A 16990-nucleotide genomic window follows, 5' to 3' on the forward strand; every position below is an offset into this window, starting at 1 on the left:
GACTAGATGAGCGGGTGAGGAATCGCAGGCGCGAGGGCAGGGCGCGAGCGTGGAGGTGCGGTCGTCCCAAGGGTGGCGTCTGCGTGTGTGGGCCAGCGGGTGTGGAGAGGGAGGCCGGCGCTCAAGGGCACGCTGTACCGCAGGCCTCGCCGGCTTGGCGGACGCGGGGGCCGTCGAACGATCAGGAGGTGGTCGCGAGCGAGGAGAGCCCTGACGGTGAAGGACTCCCCCGTCGGCCTGCCACGTCAGACGGTTACCGCACGGAAGGCGATCTCCCGCGCCGCGTCCATGTAGGCCATCGCCCCGCTCGAGCCCGGGTCGTACGTCATCACGGACTGCCCGTAGCTGGGCGCCTCCGACAGCCGTACACTCCGCGGGATCACCGTGTTCAGCACCGTCTCCCCGAAGTGCGCCCGGACCTCCTCAGCCACCTGGGATGCCAGCCGCGTCCGCCCGTCGTACATCGTGAGGACGATCGTCGACAGGTTCAGCGTCGGGTTCAGGTGCGCCTTGATCAGGTCGACGTTCCTGAGCAGCTGCCCCAGTCCTTCGAGCGCGTAGTACTCACACTGGATCGGAATCAGCACCTCGTCCGCGGCGACGAGCGCGTTGACCGTCAGCAGTCCCAGTGAGGGCGGGCAGTCGATGATGATGTAGTCGAGCTCCACCGCGTCAAAGGCCATCAGCGCCCGCCGTAGTCGCGCCTCACGGGCCACCAGCGAAACCAGCTCGATCTCCGCCCCCGCCAGGTCGATGGTCGCTGGAGCGCAGTACAGGCCCGGCATGTCGGGGACCTCTTTGACGATGTCCGCCATCGGAAGGTCATCGACGAGCACCTGGTACACATCGGGAACATCACCGCGGTGCTCGGTGGCAAGGGCGGTGGACGCGTTGCCCTGGGGGTCGAGGTCGACGACGAGGACGCGTTCGCCGTTCATCGACAGGGCGGCAGCGAGGTTCACCGACGTCGTGGTCTTGCCGACACCGCCCTTCTGGTTGGCAACGGCGATGACGCGACACTTGGACGGGCGCGGCCAGGAGCCGTCGCCTGACGTGGGGGCGTCCGCCGTCTGGGTCGCAGATGTTTCACGTGAAACCACGGAGCTGAGTGCCTCTCGTACCAGCGGCGAATCGCCGGGGTTAAGGGGGGTCTGGGTCACGATGGCCATCCTTTCAACCAGCGGCCGGGTGCTGCCCGTCATCCGGTGCCGCGACACGCCCAATTCCGGCCAGCCGACACCCGCTGGGCTCTCGGGACCGGGTTCACCCGGCCAACCGAGTCCACTGGACGTGCCCGGCACAACCGTCACCTCTTTCGTCGGCGCCGACCTGGCTCTGGCGCGCGACCCGCGACCACGCGGACCAAAGTTGCAGGCGGCTCGACCTTACCGTGCCCGACCGAGATCAGCTCTGCCGTCTGTGCCCCGCTGGCACGCAATTGGGCTTCGGCCTCGGCGAGCTCCTCCGCGGCGCGCTCGCCCTTCATCGCGATCAGCTCGCCGCCCTCGCGCAGAAGCGGCATCGACCACTTGAGCAGCCGCTCGAGCGGCGCCACCGCGCGGGCGCTCGCGACGTCGAACACACGCTTGCCCGCCAGTTCCTCGGCGCGTCCGCGCAGCACCTCGACATTGTCGAGTTTGAGTGCCGCGACGCACTCCTCGAGGAAGACGGTACGGCGGAGCAGCGGCTCCAGGAGCGTGACGGTGAGGTCCTGCCGGACGATCGCCAGGACCAGGCCGGGCAGCCCGGCGCCCGAGCCGATGTCGATCAGGCGGACGTTCTCGGGGACGGCCTCGGCGACCACCGCGCAGTTGAGCAGGTGACGGTCCCAGATCCTGGGCACCTCGCGCGGGCCGAGCAGCCCGCGCACGACTCCTGGACCGGCGAGCAGCTCCGCGAACTGCCGCGCCCTGTCCCAGGCGTCGCCGGCGAACACCTCGCGCGCTATCTGCGGTGGAGCCGTCAGCTCGTCGCTCACTGATCCGGTGGCCTTTCCTGAATGTGCGTGTTCTTGGTGGTACGGCGGATGGCCGACATGGACGAAGACTAGCCGTCCCGGCGGTTTCTCCGGCCTAGGCGCGGAAGGCGTGATCTCAAACGAAAGGCCGCCAGCCCCGAAGGAGCCGACGGCCTGGCGTTCGTGCCTGCCGTACCCGAGGAGGGTCAGGCGGGCAGAACCACGACGAAACGGTTGGGCTCCTCGCCCTCGGACTCGCTGCGGAGCCCGGCGGCCGCCACCGCGTCGTGCACGATCTTGCGCTCGAAGGGCGTCATCGGGTGGAGCGACTTCGGCTCGCCGTTGCGCTTGACGGTCTCGGCGACCTCGGTGCCGAGCTTGCTCAGCTCGGCCCTGCGCTTCTCCCTGTAGCCGGCCACGTCCAGCATGAGCCGCGACCGCTCCCCCGTCTGCCGGTGGACGGCCAGCCTGGTGAGTTCCTGCAGCGCTTCGAGGATCTCACCGCCGGGACCGACGAGGTCGGTGCCCTTCACGCCGACGACGGAGACCATCGCGCGGTCGCCTTCGACGTCCATGTCGATGTCGCCGTCGATGTCGGCGATGTCGAGCAGACCTTCGACGTAGTCGGCCGCGATCTCGCCTTCCTGCTCAAGCGCCGCAAGATCCGGAGCCTTCTCCTGCTCGGCCTCGGTCACGTCGGCCTCTCTTTCGTGCTCGTGGGTAAGGATCAAGACTTCTTGCTGCCCGTGCGCTTGCTGCGGGTCTGCTTGGTCGGCTGCCGTCGAATGATCTTAGGCTCCGGCGGCGCGGGCGGGGCCTCTTCCTCGGCGACGGCCGAGCTCTTGCGCACCTTGGACAGCAGTCCAGGCTTGGGCGTGACGGGGATCACGTTGCCCTTGGCGTCGTACTCGGGCATGGGGTGCCGGGCGTAGAACCAGTGCTGCTGGCCGAGGGTCCACAGGTTGGTGGTGACCCAGTAGAAGATCAGGCCCAGCGGGAAGTTGAGGCTGAAGAAGGCGAACAGCGGCGAGATGTACATCAGGATCTTCTGCTGCGACGCCATGGGGTTGTCGGGCATCTGCTGCATGGAGCGGGTGACGCTCTGCCTGACGGTGAGGAACGTGGTGAGGGAGCTGATCGCCACGAAGATCGCCAGCACGATCTTGGTCTGGACCACGCCGGCGCCGAAGGACTCGATCTGGGCGGAGCCCATCCAGAAGTTGGCGGGCAGCGGCGCGCCGAAGATGTGCGCGGCGCGGGCGCTGTCGACGAACGCCTGGGTCATCCCGAACTTGATCTCGCCGAGCGCCATGGCGTTCAGCACGGTGAACATCGAGATGAAGATGGGGAACTGCGCGACGACGGGCAGGCAGCCGCCGAGGGGGTTGGCCCCCTGGCCGCGGTAGAGGTTCATGACCTCTTCGTTCATGCGCTGCTTGTCGTTCTTGTAGCGCTTGCGGATCTCCTGCACCTTCGGTGCGAGTTCCTGCATCTTCCGCGAGGAACGCATCTGCTTCAGGAAGAGCGGGAAGATCAGCAGTCGCATGAGGACTGTGATAGTGATGAGGGTCAGCGCCCAGGTCAGCCCGCTGTCCGGGTCGAGCACGGTGCTGTAGGCCTGGTGAATCCAGGTGAGGACTTGGGCGATGGCTGTGTAGAGCCAGTTAAGCCAGGACAGCTCCACCGAGCTAGCTCCCTTGCGTTTCGTCGGACGGAACCGGGCGTGGGGGCACCGGGTCAAAACCTCCGGGATGGAATGGGTGGCAACGCCCGATACGCCGGACAGTCAGCCATATGCCGCGCAAAGCACCATGTACGGCTATCGCCTCAAGCCCATAAGCACTGCATGAGGGGTAGAAACGGCAACGCGGACCCAGTACCGGGCTGATGAATGCCCGATAGAACCGGATCGGGGCGATGAGAATCCGAGCCGGAAGGCTCGGCGCCCCTTGCGTCTGCTCCGTCATCGTTCTTGTTCTCGCCTCGACAAACGATCCAGCGCGGCATCGAGTTCGGCGGCAAGGCGCTCGTGTCGCGCGGACGCGGCAGGTGGATTAGCGCGTACCACAAGCAGGCTACCTCGCGGGAGCCGTGCTACACGGTCCCGCATCAGGTGTCGAAGCCGCCGCTTGACCTTGTTGCGCACGACAGCGCCGCCCACGGCCTTGCTGACCACGAAGCCGACCCGCGGTGGCCCGTCCTCCGCGACCTTCAGATGCAGGACGAGGGTGGGACGGCCGGCACGGGCCCCTCGCTTGACCGCGGCTGAGAAATCCTCACCCCGCCGCATACGGGACTCTCGCGACAACACGTCAGACGCCTATCGCCCGCCGACGAGTAGCGCCGGCGGGCGACCAAGCATGGGACAGGACGACCGTCAGGCCGACAGCTTCTCGCGGCCCTTGCGGCGACGAGCAGCGAGGATCGCGCGGCCGGCCCGGGTGCGCATACGCAGCCGGAAGCCGTGGGTCTTCGCGCGGCGACGGTTGTTCGGCTGGAAAGTACGCTTGCTCACGAGTGGGCTCCAGGCTTGAAAGTGCGCCCCCGCCTGGAAGCGAGAGCGCGTGACACACATGGCTGGCCTGCCGAGCTCGCGAGGGCATGCAAAAGAGCCGTCACGTGACAAGCCGACCGTCGTACGTTACGGGCCAGGCGTGCCCGAGGTCAAACCGGCGGAGTTTTCCACGTATCCACAGGCAACTTTTCCACCGGGGTTCGCGCGTCCACAGTCTGTGCACTCAGGTGCCACTAGGCTGTGGACAACGACTTGAACACAGGTGTGCACAACTCCCAGAGCCCAGCCGTAATGGCGGGATCACTCTGTGCACAACTTGTGGATCTCCTGTGGATCTCCTGGGGAGATCGCACCAACCACGCCCTGTGGATAGAACGAGCAATCCGCGACCGTAGCGGTTGCTGCCTGTGGATGAACGACGGAGGGGAAGCCACACCATGAACGGGGACGACCTCGGGACGGTATGGGCCCACGCGCTGGCCAACTTCCTCAACGACAACCTGCCCATCCAGCAGCGCACGTGGCTGGCGATGGTCAGGCCGATCGCCATGGCGGGCGACACGATCGTGCTCGGCGTCCCCAACGAGTTCCTCAAGGACCTGATCGAGGGCAAGCTGCGCACCCCGGTGAGCCACGCGCTCTCCCACGAGCTCGGCAGGCCGGTGCGCGTGGCCGTGATGATCGACACGACCACGCCCGAGCCGCCGATGGCCGAGCCTCATCCCCAGCCTGTGGCTCCGAGTTTTCCCCAGGCTCCCGAGCCTGTGCAGAGTTATGCACAGCCCGCCTACCAGGCCCCTGAGCCGTCGCTCTTCTTCGCCGCGCCGCCCGAGGCTTCGCAGATATCCACCGAATATCCACAGGCGCAGCCCGAGCCTCCACAGAACCGGTGGGAGGCCAAGAGCAACAAGCCGAGCGAGCCGGCGAGGCTCAACCAGAAGTACACGTTCGAGACGTTCGTCATCGGCGCCAGCAACCGGTTCGCGCACGCGGCGGCCGTCGCCGTGGCCGAGGCGCCCGCCAAGGCGTACAACCCGCTGTTCATCTACGGCGACTCGGGCCTGGGGAAAACCCACCTGCTGCACGCGATCGGCCACTACGCGCAGTCGCTCTACGACGGCGCCCGGGTGAGGTACGTGAGCTCGGAAGAGTTCACCAACGACTTCATCAACAGCATCCGCGACCACAAGGCCGACGGGTTCCGCAGCCGCTACCGCGCGATCGACATCCTGCTTGTGGACGACATCCAGTTTCTGGAGGGCAAGGAGCAGACGCAGGAGGAGTTCTTCCACACCTTCAACACCCTCCACAACGCCAACAAGCAGATCGTCATCTCCAGCGACCGGGCGCCCAAGCAGCTGATCACGCTGGAGGACCGGCTGCGCAACAGGTTCGAGTGGGGCCTGATCACCGACGTCCAGCCGCCCGAGCTCGAGACGCGCATCGCGATCCTCAGGAAGAAGGCCATCCAGGAGGGACTGGCCGCGCCGCCCGAGGTGCTGGAGTACATCGCCAGCCGGATCTCCACCAACATCCGCGAGCTCGAGGGCGCGCTGATCAGGGTCACCGCGTTCGCCAGCCTCAACAGGCAGGGTGTGGATCTCCAACTGGCCGAGGTGGTCCTCAAGGACCTCATCACCACGGACGCGAGCTCGGAGATCACCATCGCCACGATCATGGCGAAGACGGCCGAGTACTTCGGCATCTCGATCGACGACCTGTGTGGAAGCTCGCGCAGCAGGGCGCTGGTGAACGCCCGCCAGATCGCGATGTACCTGGCCAGGGAGCTGACCGACCTGTCGCTGCCCAAGATCGGGCAGCAGTTCGGCGGCCGCGACCACACCACGGTGATGCACGCCGAGCGGAAGATACGTTCACTCATCGCCGAGCGCCGGTCGATGTACAACCAGGTCAACGAGCTGACGATGCGTATCAAGCAGACGTCCAAGGCCTGACTGTGCACAGCCTGTGGATAACTCTGTGGACCAGCTCAGACGGCCTCTCAGCGGCCAAATGAAGATCAAAAAGCGTGAACGCCGCCCACAGAGCCTGGGGATAAGGCTGGGGACATGTTGGGGACAACCTGGGGACAGCTCGTGGACAACTTGTGGACGCCCTGTGAACATCGGAAACAGGGGTTCCAGGTGACCCCTTCTACCCCGTGGATAACCTGTTGAAACCCAGTGGATAACCGGTGGATGACGACCCCCCGATCTGGGGACAGCCTGTGGGCAACGGATCGTCATCCCCAGGCGGCGAAGTTCTCCCCAGGCTTCACCCACACGGGCAGTGGATAGAAATTCCTGCGATGAGCTGCGGAAACGCCGGTCATCCACAACATCCACAGCCCCTATGAAGATGACTTCCTCTAGTTCTAACTAAGAGATTCAAAGACCCATAGAGGGGTTCTCCCGGAGCTCAGGTGCGGGAGAGTGAAGACTTAACAAGCAGCAGCGACGACAAGCAGGAGGCTGATCTCCGTGATGTTCCGGATCGAGCGCGATGTGCTCGCTGAGGCGGTCGCATGGACGGCACGCAGCCTCCCTGCGCGCCCGTCTGTGCCCGTCCTGGCAGGCATGCGCATGGAAGTCACCGACACGGGCCAGTTGAAGCTCTCGGGCTTCGACTACGAGGTCTCGGCGGAGGTGACGCTGGAGCCGCAGACGGGTGAGGCGGGAGTGGTGCTCGTCTCGGGCAAGCTGCTCGCCGAGATCACCCGCGCGCTTCCCGCACAGCCTGTGGACTTCGTGGTGGACGGCGCCAAGGCCGTCGTCACGTGCGGCAGTGCTCGATTCACACTGTTGACCATGCCTGTGGAGGACTACCCGTCGCTCCCCGCGATGCCGCCCGCGGCCGGCCGGGTGGGCAGCGACGTGTTCGCCTCCGCCGTCGGCCAGGTCGCCGTCGCCGCGGGCAGGGACGACACGCTGCCGATGCTCACAGGCGTGCGGATGGAGATCGAGGGCGACACCGTGACCCTCGCGGCCACCGACAGGTACCGCCTCGCCGTACGGGAGCTGAAGTGGCAGCCGGGCCAGCCCGACTTCTCGGCGATCGCGATGATCCCCGGCAAGACGCTCGCCGACACCGCCAAGGCGCTGGGATCCACAGGCGCCGAGGTCGAGATCGCGCTCAGCTCGGCGGGCGGCACCGGTGAGGGCATGATCGGTTTCTCCAGCGCGGGCCGGCGCACCACCACGCGGCTGCTCGATCCCGAGTTCCCCAAGTACCGCTCGCTGCTGCCGACGGAGTTCTCCGCCAGGGCGGACCTGTCCACAGGCCCGTTCGTCGAGGCCGTCAAGCGCGTGGCGCTGGTCGCCGAGCGCAACACGCCCGTCCGGCTGGCCTTCCGCGGCGGCGAGGTCGTCCTGGAGGCGGGCAGCGGCGACGAGGCGCAGGCCGTCGAGGTGCTGCCTGTGGATTACGAGGGCGAGGAGATGAACATCGCCTTCAACCACCAGTTCCTGCTGGAGGGCCTCGGGGCGATCGACTCTGACGTGGCCAGGCTGCAGATGACCACCTCGACGAAGCCCGCTATCCTCACTGGCGGCAAGCCTGTGGACGACGGTGGCACGCCTGACTACCGTTACCTGATCATGCCCATCCGCTTGTCCAGCTGACGCGGCCATCGGAGATGATGGAAGCCTGACAAGGGGGTTATCAACATGCAGATCGGCATGGTCGGGCTCGGGAAGATGGGCGGCAACATGGCCGAGCGCCTGCGCCGCGGCGGCCACGAGGTGGTGGGCTACGACCGCGATCCCGAGGTGAGCGACGTCGCGAGCCTCAAGGAGCTCGTCGACCGCCTCGAGGCTCCCCGCGCGGTGTGGGTCATGGTGCCCGCGGGCGGCCCCACCCAGCAGACCGTCAACGCGCTCGGTGAGCTGCTCGACCCGGGCGACATCGTGGTCGACGGCGGTAATTCACACTATGTGGACGACCAGCGCCACGCCGAGGAGCTCAAGGCGCACGGCATCGGCTTCGTCGACTGCGGTGTCAGCGGCGGTGTGTGGGGCCTGGAGAACGGCTACGCGCTCATGTGCGGCGGCGACAAGGCCAACGTCGACCGGCTGATGCCGGTCTTCCAGACGCTCAAGCCCGAGGGTGAGGACGGCTTCGTCCACGCGGGCGACGTCGGCGCCGGCCACTTCGCGAAGATGGTCCACAACGGCATCGAGTACGGCATGATGCAGGCCTACGCGGAGGGCTGGGAGCTGCTCGAGGCCTCCGACATCGTCAAGGACGTCCGCGGATCCTTCGCCAGCTGGCGCACCGGCACGGTGATCAGGTCGTGGCTGCTCGACCTGCTGGTGCGGGCGCTCGACGACGACGAGCACCTCGACGCGCTCAAGGGTTATGCACAGGACTCGGGCGAGGGCCGGTGGACCGTGCAGGCGGCGGTGGACCATGCGGTCCCGCTCCCGGTGATCACGGCCGCGCTGTACGCCAGGTTCTCCTCGCGGCAGGAGGACTCCCCCGCGATGAAGATGGTCGCGGCGCTGCGCAACCAGTTCGGCGGCCACGCGGTCACCTCGGTGGACGGCTCGCACGAGAAGGGCGCGGACTCCCCCGGCGCCGACGTCGTCCCGCCGAAGGAAGCCGAGTAGCCGGGCGGTTGTCCACAGGGTGGGGACGCCGATGCGCCTCGGCGCGAGCGATCTTCGCGAGGGTCGGAGGGGCCATACCGGTTTTCCACAGGGGTGCACGGCGGTGACCCCAGTGGTCGGTGTGGCCCACTAACCTTCGAGGGTGCACGTCGCCCACCTGTCGCTGACCGACTTCAGGTCCTACGCCTCCGTTGAGCTCGACCTGGAGCCGGGCGTCACGGCGTTCGTGGGGCCCAACGGTCAGGGCAAGACCAACCTCGTCGAGGCCATGGGCTACGTGGCGACGCACTCCAGCCACCGGGTCGCCAACGACGCCCCCCTCGTACGGCAGGGCGCCAGCAGGGCGATCATCCGCTGCGCCGTCCACAGGGAGGACAGGCGCGCGCTGGTCGAGCTGGAGATCAACCCGGGCAGGGCCAACAGGGCGAGGCTCAACCGCTCCCCCGTGTCCCGCCCGCGAGACGTCATCGGCCTGCTCCGCACCGTGCTCTTCGCTCCCGAGGACCTCGCCCTCGTCAAGGGCGACCCCGCCGAGCGCAGGCGTTTCCTCGACGACCTGCTCGTGGCCAGAGCGCCGCGTTTCGCGGGCGTCAGAGCCGACTACGACCGGGTGCTGAAGCAGCGGGGCGCCCTGCTGCGTACGGCCGCCCAGGCGCGCCGTGGGCGCGGTGGAGCGCGCAGGGCGGAGAGCGAGGCCGCCTTCGCCGCCGCGGGCGCGGGAGACGTGCTGAGCACGCTGGAGGTGTGGGACGCGCACCTCGCGCGGCACGGCGCCGAGCTGTTGCGAGCCAGACTCGATCTGATCGAAGCGCTGCGGCCGCTGGTCGCCTCCGCCTATGCTTCGCTGGCGCCCACGAGCGCTCCCGCGGGGCTCACTTATCGGAGCACGTTGTCCACAGGTGGGGATGGCGTGGATGACGAAGAGGCCGGTGAGAGCGGATCTTCCGATGCACACACGTTATCCACAGACCTGGGGAAAACCCTTGAGTCGCGGTTGAGAGAGCGGCTGCTCGAGGTCCGCCAGTCCGAGCTCGAGCGCGGTGTCACCCTGGTCGGCCCGCACCGCGACGACCTCGTGCTCGGCCTCGGCGATCTGCCCGCGCGCGGCTACGCCAGCCACGGCGAGTCGTGGTCGTTCGCGCTGGCGCTGCGGCTGGCCGCCTACGACCTGCTGCGGTCCGACGGCGGCGATCCGGTGCTCATCCTCGACGACGTCTTCGCCGAGCTCGACAGCCAGCGCAGGCGCAGGCTCGCCGAGATCGTCGCGCCGGCGGAGCAGGTGCTGATCACCGCCGCGGTGGCCGACGACGTGCCGAAGGAATTGATCGGTTCCAGATTCGATGTCGCAGGGGGGAGCGTGACCCGTGTCAGATGACGACAACGCGACCGCCGCCCGTGGCGCGGCGCTGGCCAGGGAGAAGCTCGCCCAGGCCAAGGCCGACGCGGCCAGGAGGGGGCAGCTGCCCCGCCGTGAGCCGCGTCGCAGGGCGGCGGCGAGGGACGCGGCCGACCCGCAGCTCTTCGGCAAGGCGATCACGGATCTGCTGGCCGCACGCGGGTGGGAGCGGTCGGCCGCCGTGGGCGGCGTCTTCGGCAGGTGGCCGGAAATCGTGGGCGCCGACCTGGCCGCGCACACCAAACCGGAGCACTTCGAGGACGGCGAGGTGGTCATCGCCGCCGACTCGACGGCGTGGGCGACCCAGGTCAGATTGCTGGCCCGCACGCTCATCCGGAGGCTGAACGAGGAGCTCGGCGAGGGAACCGTCAAGAAGGTCAAGGTCAGAGGGCCGCAGAACGCGCCGAGGCCGTCCGGAGGGCTGAGGGTCACCGGCAGCCGCGGGCCCGGCGACACGTACGGGTAAAACCCGCATCGAGCGATCAGACGGCCGCTGAAGCGAGTGGCCCTCCTCCCAAAGGGGGGATGCTTGCGAGGGGGGAAAACGAGCTACAGGGCATCACAGGCGCGTTCAATGCCACCTTCAGCGCTCAGAGCCGGTAGAATGAAAGCGGATTCCGGACACGTCCGCTTGCGTGTCACCCGCGGCATGCGAGCCGACTCCCCTGGGTGACCGCGCATCGGGGCACTCACGACGGTGACGGGCACGGTAGGGGCAGCTGGCGGTTGTCGCTTTCCCGGCCGCGTGTCCGCGGCAGGAGGATTTCGCACTTGTCCTACGACGCTAGCTCAATCACCGTACTCGAAGGGCTTGAGGCGGTCCGCAAGCGCCCGGGTATGTATATCGGATCGACCGGTGAGCGCGGTCTGCACCATCTTGTCTACGAGATCGTGGACAACTCCGTCGACGAGGCCCTGGCGGGCCACGCCGACCGCATCGAGGTGACCCTCCTCGCCGACAACGGCGTGCGGGTCGTCGACAACGGCCGAGGCATCCCCACAGGCATCCACCCTGTGGAGAAGGTCTCCGCGGTCGAGCTCGTGCTGACCACGCTGCACGCGGGCGGCAAGTTCGACGGCAAGTCCTACGCGGTCTCAGGCGGCCTGCACGGCGTCGGCTCCGCGGTGGTCAACGCGCTGTCGACCGCCATGGACGTGGAGGTCAAGCAGAACGGCCACGTCTGGCGCCAGCGCTTCGAGATGTCCAAGCCCGTGGCGCCGCTGGCCAAGGGCGAGACCACCGACGAGACCGGCACGTCGATCACGTTCTGGGCCGACCCGACGATCTTCGAGACCACGGCGTGGAACTTCGAGACGCTCTCGCGGCGCTTCCAGGAGATGGCCTTCCTCAACAAGGGCCTGACGATCACGCTGACCGACGAGCGGCCCGACCACATCAACGGTGAGGTCCACAAGGTCCACTACCACTACGAGGGCGGCCTGTCCGACTTCGTCACGCACCTCAACTCGAAGAAGGAGCCCGCGCACGCGTCGGTCATCGACTTCGAGGCCCATGGTGAGGGCATCTCCGTCGAGATCGCCATGCAGTGGAACAACTCCTACTCCGAGTCGGTCTACACCTTCGCCAACACCATCAACACGGCGGAGGGCGGCACCCACGAGGAGGGGTTCCGCGCGGCCCTGACGTCCATCGTCAACCGCTACGCGCGTGAGCAGAAGTTCCTCAAGGAGGGCAAGGACGACAACCTCTCGGGCGAGGACGTCCGCGAGGGCCTGACGGCGATCGTCTCGGTGAAGCTGGCCGACCCGCAGTTCGAGGGTCAGACCAAGACCAAGCTGGGCAACACCGAGGCCAAGTCCTTCGTCCAGAAGGCCTGCAACGACCACGTGCGCGACTGGTTCGAGCGCAACCCCGGCGAGGCCAAGGACATCATCAACAAGTCGCTGCAGGCCGCCCGCGCGCGCATAGCCGCTCGCCAGGCCCGCGACCTGACCAGGCGCAAGTCGCTGCTGGAGTCAGGCAGCGGACTGCCGGGCAAGCTGGCCGACTGCCAGTGGAACGAGCCCGACAAGTGCGAGCTGTACATCGTCGAGGGTGACTCGGCCGGCGGCTCGGCCAAGGGCGGCCGCGACTCGCGCTTCCAGGCGATCCTGCCCATCCGCGGCAAGATCCTCAACGTGGAGAAGGCCAGGATCGACAAGGTCCTGAAGAACAACGAGGTCCAGGCGCTGATCACCGCGCTCGGCACCGGCGTGCACGACGAGTTCGACATCGCCAAGCTGCGCTACCACAAGGTGATCCTGATGGCCGACGCCGACGTCGACGGCCAGCACATCAACACGCTGCTGCTGACCCTGCTGTTCCGCTTCATGCGGCCGCTGATCGAGGCTGGACACGTCTACCTGTCGTGCCCGCCGCTGTACAAGATCAAGTGGGACCGCAAGGGCGACGACGCCTCCTACGCCTACTCCGACACCGAGCGTGACGCGGTCATCGCCGAGGGCATCGCGGCGGGCAAGCCCGACCCCCGCCCGCGCGACAACGTCCAGCGCTTCAAGGGTCTGGGCGAGATGAACGCCGGGCAGCTGTGGGAGACCACGATGAATCCGGCGACCCGGCTGCTGCGCCTGGTCACGCTCGACGACGCCGCCCAGGCAGACGACCTGTTCAGCGTGCTCATGGGCGAGGACGTCGAGGCGAGGCGCGACTTCATCATCCGCAACGCGCGTGACGTCCGCTTCCTCGACGTATAGCGGTAGCCGTACCAGAAAAAAGGATCATCACCTGTGACGGAAGTGAACACCACTCCCCCGGCTGACCGCATCGAGCCTGTGGACATCCAGTCCGAGATGCAGCGCAGCTACATGGACTACGCGATGTCCGTCATCGTGTCCCGTGCGCTGCCCGACGTCCGCGACGGCCTCAAGCCCGTGCACCGCCGGGTGCTCTACGCCATGTACGACGGTGGCTACCGTCCCGACCGCGGCTACTTCAAGTGCGCCCGCGTCGTCGGTGACGTCATGGGCACCTACCACCCGCACGGCGACACCTCCATCTACGACGCGCTCGTACGGCTGGCGCAGCCCTGGTCGCTGCGCTACCCGCTGGTCGACGGGCAGGGCAACTTCGGCTCGCCCGGCAACGACCCCGCGGCGGCGATGCGTTACACCGAGTGCAAGCTCGCGCCCATCGCCATGGAGATGCTGCGCGACATCGACAAGGACACCGTCGACTTCCGGCCCAACTACGACGGCAAGTCGCAGGAGCCCGACGTCCTGCCCGCGCGCATCCCGCAGCTGCTCGTCAACGGCTCCGGCGGCATCGCGGTCGGCATGGCCACCAACATCCCGCCGCACAACCTGCGCGAGGTCGCCTCGGCGGTCAAGTGGTGCCTGGAGAACCCGGAGGCCACCGACGAGGAACTGCTCGAGGCGGCCATCGGCCTGGTCAAGGGCCCCGACTTCCCGACCCGCGGGCTGATCGTCGGCCGTCGCGGGATCGAGGACGCCTACCGCACCGGCCGCGGCTCCATCACCATGCGGGCCGTCGTCGAGGTGGAGGAGGACGGCAAGGGCCGCCAGTCGCTGGTGGTCACCGAGCTGCCCTACCAGGTCAACCCGGACAACCTGGCGCTCAAGATCGCCGAACTGGTCCGCGAGGGCAAGCTGACCGGCATCGCCGACGTCCGCGACGAGTCGTCCTCGCGCGTCGGCCAGCGACTCGTGATCGTGCTCAAGCGCGACGCGGTCGCCAAGGTCGTGCTGAACAACCTCTACAAGCACACCCAGCTGCAGGACACCTTCGGCGCCAACATGCTGGCGCTGGTCGACGGCGTGCCGCGCACGCTCCGCCTCGACCAGTTCGTCCGCCACTACGTGGCGCACCAGATCGAGGTCATCGTCCGCAGGACCCGCTACCTCCTGCGCAAGGCGGAGGAGCGGGCCCACATCCTGCGAGGGCTGCTCAAGGCCCTCGACCGGATGGACGAGGTCATCGCGCTGATCAGGCAGTCGCCCTCGGCCGCCGAAGCGCAGGGCGGCCTGATGACGCTGCTCGACATCGACGAGGTCCAGGCCCAGGCCATCCTCGACATGCAGCTGCGCAAGCTCGCCGCCCTGGAGCGCCAGGCGATCCAGGACGAGTACGACAACCTGATGACCCAGATCGCCGAGTACAACGCGATCCTGGCCAGCCAGGCCCGCCAGCGCGAGATCATCAACGAGGAGCTGTCGGAGATCGTCGCCAAGTTCGGCGACGACCGGCGCACCGAGATCATCGCCTACGACGGCGACATGTCGATCGAGGACCTCATCGCCGAGGACGAGATCGTCGTGACGATCACCCGCGGCGGCTACGCCAAGCGCACCAAGACCGACCTTTACCGGGCGCAGAAGCGCGGCGGCAAGGGCGTGCGAGGGGCGCAGTTGCGCCAGGACGACATCGTCGACCACTTCTTCGTCACCACGACCCACCACTGGCTGCTGTTCTTCACCAACAAGGGCCGCGTCTACCGGGTCAAGGCCTACGAGCTGCCCGAGTCGGGGCGCGACGCGCGCGGCCTGCACCTGGCCAACCTGCTGGCGATGCAGCCGGACGAGACGGTCATGGAGGTCCTCGACCTGCGCGACTACGACGTCGCGCCGTACCTGGTGCTGGCCACCCGCTCCGGCCTGGTCAAGAAGACCAGGCTGTCGGAGTACGACTCCCCCAGGACCGGCGGCCTCATCGCGATCAACCTGCGCGAGGACGACGAGGTGATCGCGGCCCGGCTGGTCTCCGAGGAGGACGACCTGCTGCTCGTCTCCAAGGGCGCGCAGTCCATCCGCTTCACCGCGACCGACGACGCGCTGCGCCCCATGGGCAGGGCCACCAGCGGTGTCATCGGCATGAGATTCCTAGAAGGTGACGAACTTCTCGCCATGAATCGCATGGCGGATGGTGAGGACGTGCTTATCGCCACCGAGGGCGGGTACGCGAAACGGACACCTGTCGAGCAATATCCGGTACAGGGACGTGGCGGCAAGGGTGTGCTGACTGCGAAGATTGTTACCTCTCGTGGAAAGCTGGTCGGAGCCGTCATGGTCAACCCGGAGGACGAGGTCTACGCGATCACGTCCAATGGGGGAGTGATCCGGACGCGTGCAGTGGAGATCAAGCAGTCCGGCCGTCAGACCATGGGAGTTCGCCTGATGAATCTCGCCGAAGGCGACAGCGTCGTGGCCCTCGCTCGGAACGCCGAGTCGATGGAGACTTCGGTGGAAGCTGAGGAAGACGGGGGAGGAGAGTAGTCCATGAACGCCCAGGGCGGTCCCGCGAAGACCACGTCGTCTCGGGAGAACGGGCAGAAGCCCGCGAAGCCTAACGAGCCAGAAATTCTTGGCCTCACCAAGGACGAGACCCAGGCCGAGGAGGAGCAGCCGCAGAACGAGACGGTCCGTATCCGTCCGTCGCTGACCTCCGAGGCCCCGCCGCCGGCGGTCGAACTGCCGAAGAAGAAGGCGGCCGCGGCCTCACGCCTGCCGCGCAAGGCGCACCTGGTGCTGCGGCGCGTGGAGCCGTGGTCGGCGATGAAGTTCAGCTTCGTCGTCTCTCTGGTCTGCTTCGTGGTCCTGTTCGTCGCGGTCGCCGTCCTGTACGGCGTGCTGTCGGCCATCGGAGTCTTCGACTCGATCGTCCAGACGGTCAACCAGCTCACCCAGGCCGACGGGCAGACCTCGGGGAGCTTCGACATCTCCTCGTGGTTCGAGCCGGTCAGGATCCTCGGGTACACCGCGCTGATCGGCGCGGTGAACGTGGTGCTGATCACGGCGCTGTCGACGTTGGGGGCCGTCATCTACAACATCGCCGCTGATCTGGTGGGCGGCGTCGAAGTGACGTTCAGCGAGGCCGAGTAGTTTCCTTGCCGTGTCCTGGACGCGGCGCGAGCAGCGCCTGGGACACGGTAAGCTTTCCCCGTACGAACAACCGGTTCGCCTCCACCTGGTGGATGCGATAACGTTCTTTGTGCGCGGGGCTATAGCTCAGACGGTTAGAGCGCTTCCCTGATAAGGAAGAGGTCCCAGGTTCAAGTCCTGGTAGCCCCACCTGCGAAAATGCCTCGAAGCAATCAAGCTTCGGGGCTTCTTTACTGCAACGACTTCACTCGTACCGCCCTCTTGATCGCGTCCTCACGGCTATCGCCGTCGCCACGGATGTAGATCTCCGTTGTCACCGAGATGCGGCTATGGCCGACGATCTCCATTGCATGACACCCAGCTTCTTGAGAAGTGAAGCCGCCGTGGGCCTCAGGTCGTGTAGGCGGATAGGCCGCGACTCTGCCGCCTTGGCGATCCGGGCGAAAGGTCGCGCGAGGGTGTGCGGTTCGACAGGCCGTCCCGATTTCGTGGTGAAGGCGAGTCCCAGGCCTGTCCAGCTCTCCCCTGCCTCCTCGCGCGGGATCTCTTGCCCCCTTCGCTGGCTCTCTGGAGCTTCTCTGATGATGCCTAGGAGAGGCAACGAGCGGTTTCCGTCCTGGCCTTATCCACATCCATCCGGCTCCAGGATGATCGAGATT

15 protein-coding genes and 1 tRNA gene are annotated in these 16990 nt (G+C 67.0%); 9 read left to right on the forward strand and 7 right to left on the reverse strand.

From position 1 onward, the window contains the following. Nucleotides 1–245: 245 nt before the first annotated feature. From AC3EO4_RS49445 to rpmH, 7 genes are all read right to left on the reverse strand, one after another. Complete coding sequence (locus AC3EO4_RS49445) at nt 246–1169, reverse strand: ParA family protein (protein WP_379572825.1); 924 nt, start codon at nt 1167–1169, stop codon at nt 246–248. A gap of 137 nt (nt 1170–1306) precedes the next feature. Then, complete coding sequence (rsmG, locus tag AC3EO4_RS49450) at nt 1307–1978, reverse strand: 16S rRNA (guanine(527)-N(7))-methyltransferase RsmG (RefSeq protein WP_379572824.1); 672 nt, start codon at nt 1976–1978, stop codon at nt 1307–1309. Between the two features lie 185 nt (nt 1979–2163). Next, nucleotides 2164–2652 (reverse strand): Jag family protein, encoded by a 489-nt coding sequence (locus AC3EO4_RS49455; RefSeq protein WP_379573039.1) that lies wholly within the window; start codon nt 2650–2652, stop codon nt 2164–2166. A gap of 32 nt (nt 2653–2684) precedes the next feature. Beyond that, complete coding sequence (gene yidC / locus AC3EO4_RS49460; RefSeq protein WP_379572823.1) at nt 2685–3641, reverse strand: membrane protein insertase YidC; 957 nt, start codon at nt 3639–3641, stop codon at nt 2685–2687. A gap of 4 nt (nt 3642–3645) precedes the next feature. Then, nucleotides 3646–3924: a membrane protein insertion efficiency factor YidD gene (gene yidD, locus AC3EO4_RS49465; protein WP_379572822.1), complete on the reverse strand. Its 279-nt coding sequence runs from the start codon at nt 3922–3924 to the stop codon at nt 3646–3648. Next, on the reverse strand, nt 3921–4268 hold the full coding sequence (gene rnpA, locus AC3EO4_RS49470) for a ribonuclease P protein component (RefSeq protein WP_379572821.1): 348 nt from the start codon (nt 4266–4268) through the stop codon (nt 3921–3923). Before rnpA ends, yidD begins: the two co-directional genes overlap by 4 nt. Nucleotides 4269–4334: 66 nt before the next feature. Next, complete coding sequence (rpmH, locus tag AC3EO4_RS49475; RefSeq protein ID WP_043614899.1) at nt 4335–4472, reverse strand: 50S ribosomal protein L34; 138 nt, start codon at nt 4470–4472, stop codon at nt 4335–4337. 437 nt (nt 4473–4909) lie between these two features. Here rpmH and dnaA point away from each other — a divergent pair, with 437 nt between their 5' ends. The 9 genes from dnaA (at nt 4910) to AC3EO4_RS49520 (ending at nt 16520) form a co-directional block, all read left to right on the forward strand. Next, nucleotides 4910–6427: a chromosomal replication initiator protein DnaA gene (gene dnaA / locus AC3EO4_RS49480; RefSeq protein WP_379572820.1), complete on the forward strand. Its 1518-nt coding sequence runs from the start codon at nt 4910–4912 to the stop codon at nt 6425–6427. Between the two features lie 525 nt (nt 6428–6952). Then, nucleotides 6953–8092 (forward strand): DNA polymerase III subunit beta, encoded by a 1140-nt coding sequence (dnaN, locus tag AC3EO4_RS49485; protein WP_379572819.1) that lies wholly within the window; start codon nt 6953–6955, stop codon nt 8090–8092. A gap of 45 nt (nt 8093–8137) precedes the next feature. Beyond that, nucleotides 8138–9079, forward strand: a complete 942-nt coding sequence (gnd, locus tag AC3EO4_RS49490) for a phosphogluconate dehydrogenase (NAD(+)-dependent, decarboxylating) (protein WP_431902999.1) — start codon at nt 8138–8140, stop codon at nt 9077–9079. A gap of 142 nt (nt 9080–9221) precedes the next feature. Then, nucleotides 9222–10454 (forward strand): DNA replication/repair protein RecF, encoded by a 1233-nt coding sequence (gene recF / locus AC3EO4_RS49495; protein WP_431903001.1) that lies wholly within the window; start codon nt 9222–9224, stop codon nt 10452–10454. Then, nucleotides 10444–10941, forward strand: a complete 498-nt coding sequence (locus tag AC3EO4_RS49500) for a DciA family protein (RefSeq protein WP_379572816.1) — start codon at nt 10444–10446, stop codon at nt 10939–10941. Before recF ends, AC3EO4_RS49500 begins: the two co-directional genes overlap by 11 nt. A gap of 305 nt (nt 10942–11246) precedes the next feature. Beyond that, entirely contained in the window at nt 11247–13190 is a 1944-nt protein-coding gene (gene gyrB / locus AC3EO4_RS49505) for a DNA topoisomerase (ATP-hydrolyzing) subunit B (RefSeq protein WP_417629458.1), read from the forward strand. Between the two features lie 33 nt (nt 13191–13223). Beyond that, on the forward strand, nt 13224–15725 hold the full coding sequence (gene gyrA, locus AC3EO4_RS49510; protein WP_379572815.1) for a DNA gyrase subunit A: 2502 nt from the start codon (nt 13224–13226) through the stop codon (nt 15723–15725). A gap of 3 nt (nt 15726–15728) precedes the next feature. Beyond that, entirely contained in the window at nt 15729–16331 is a 603-nt protein-coding gene (locus AC3EO4_RS49515) for a DUF3566 domain-containing protein (RefSeq protein WP_379572814.1), read from the forward strand. Between the two features lie 115 nt (nt 16332–16446). After that, nucleotides 16447–16520: transfer RNA gene (locus AC3EO4_RS49520), tRNA-Ile, on the forward strand. The last annotated feature ends 470 nt before the right edge of the window (nt 16521–16990 follow it).

It is taken from the genome of Nonomuraea sp. bgisy101 (genome assembly GCF_057708945.1).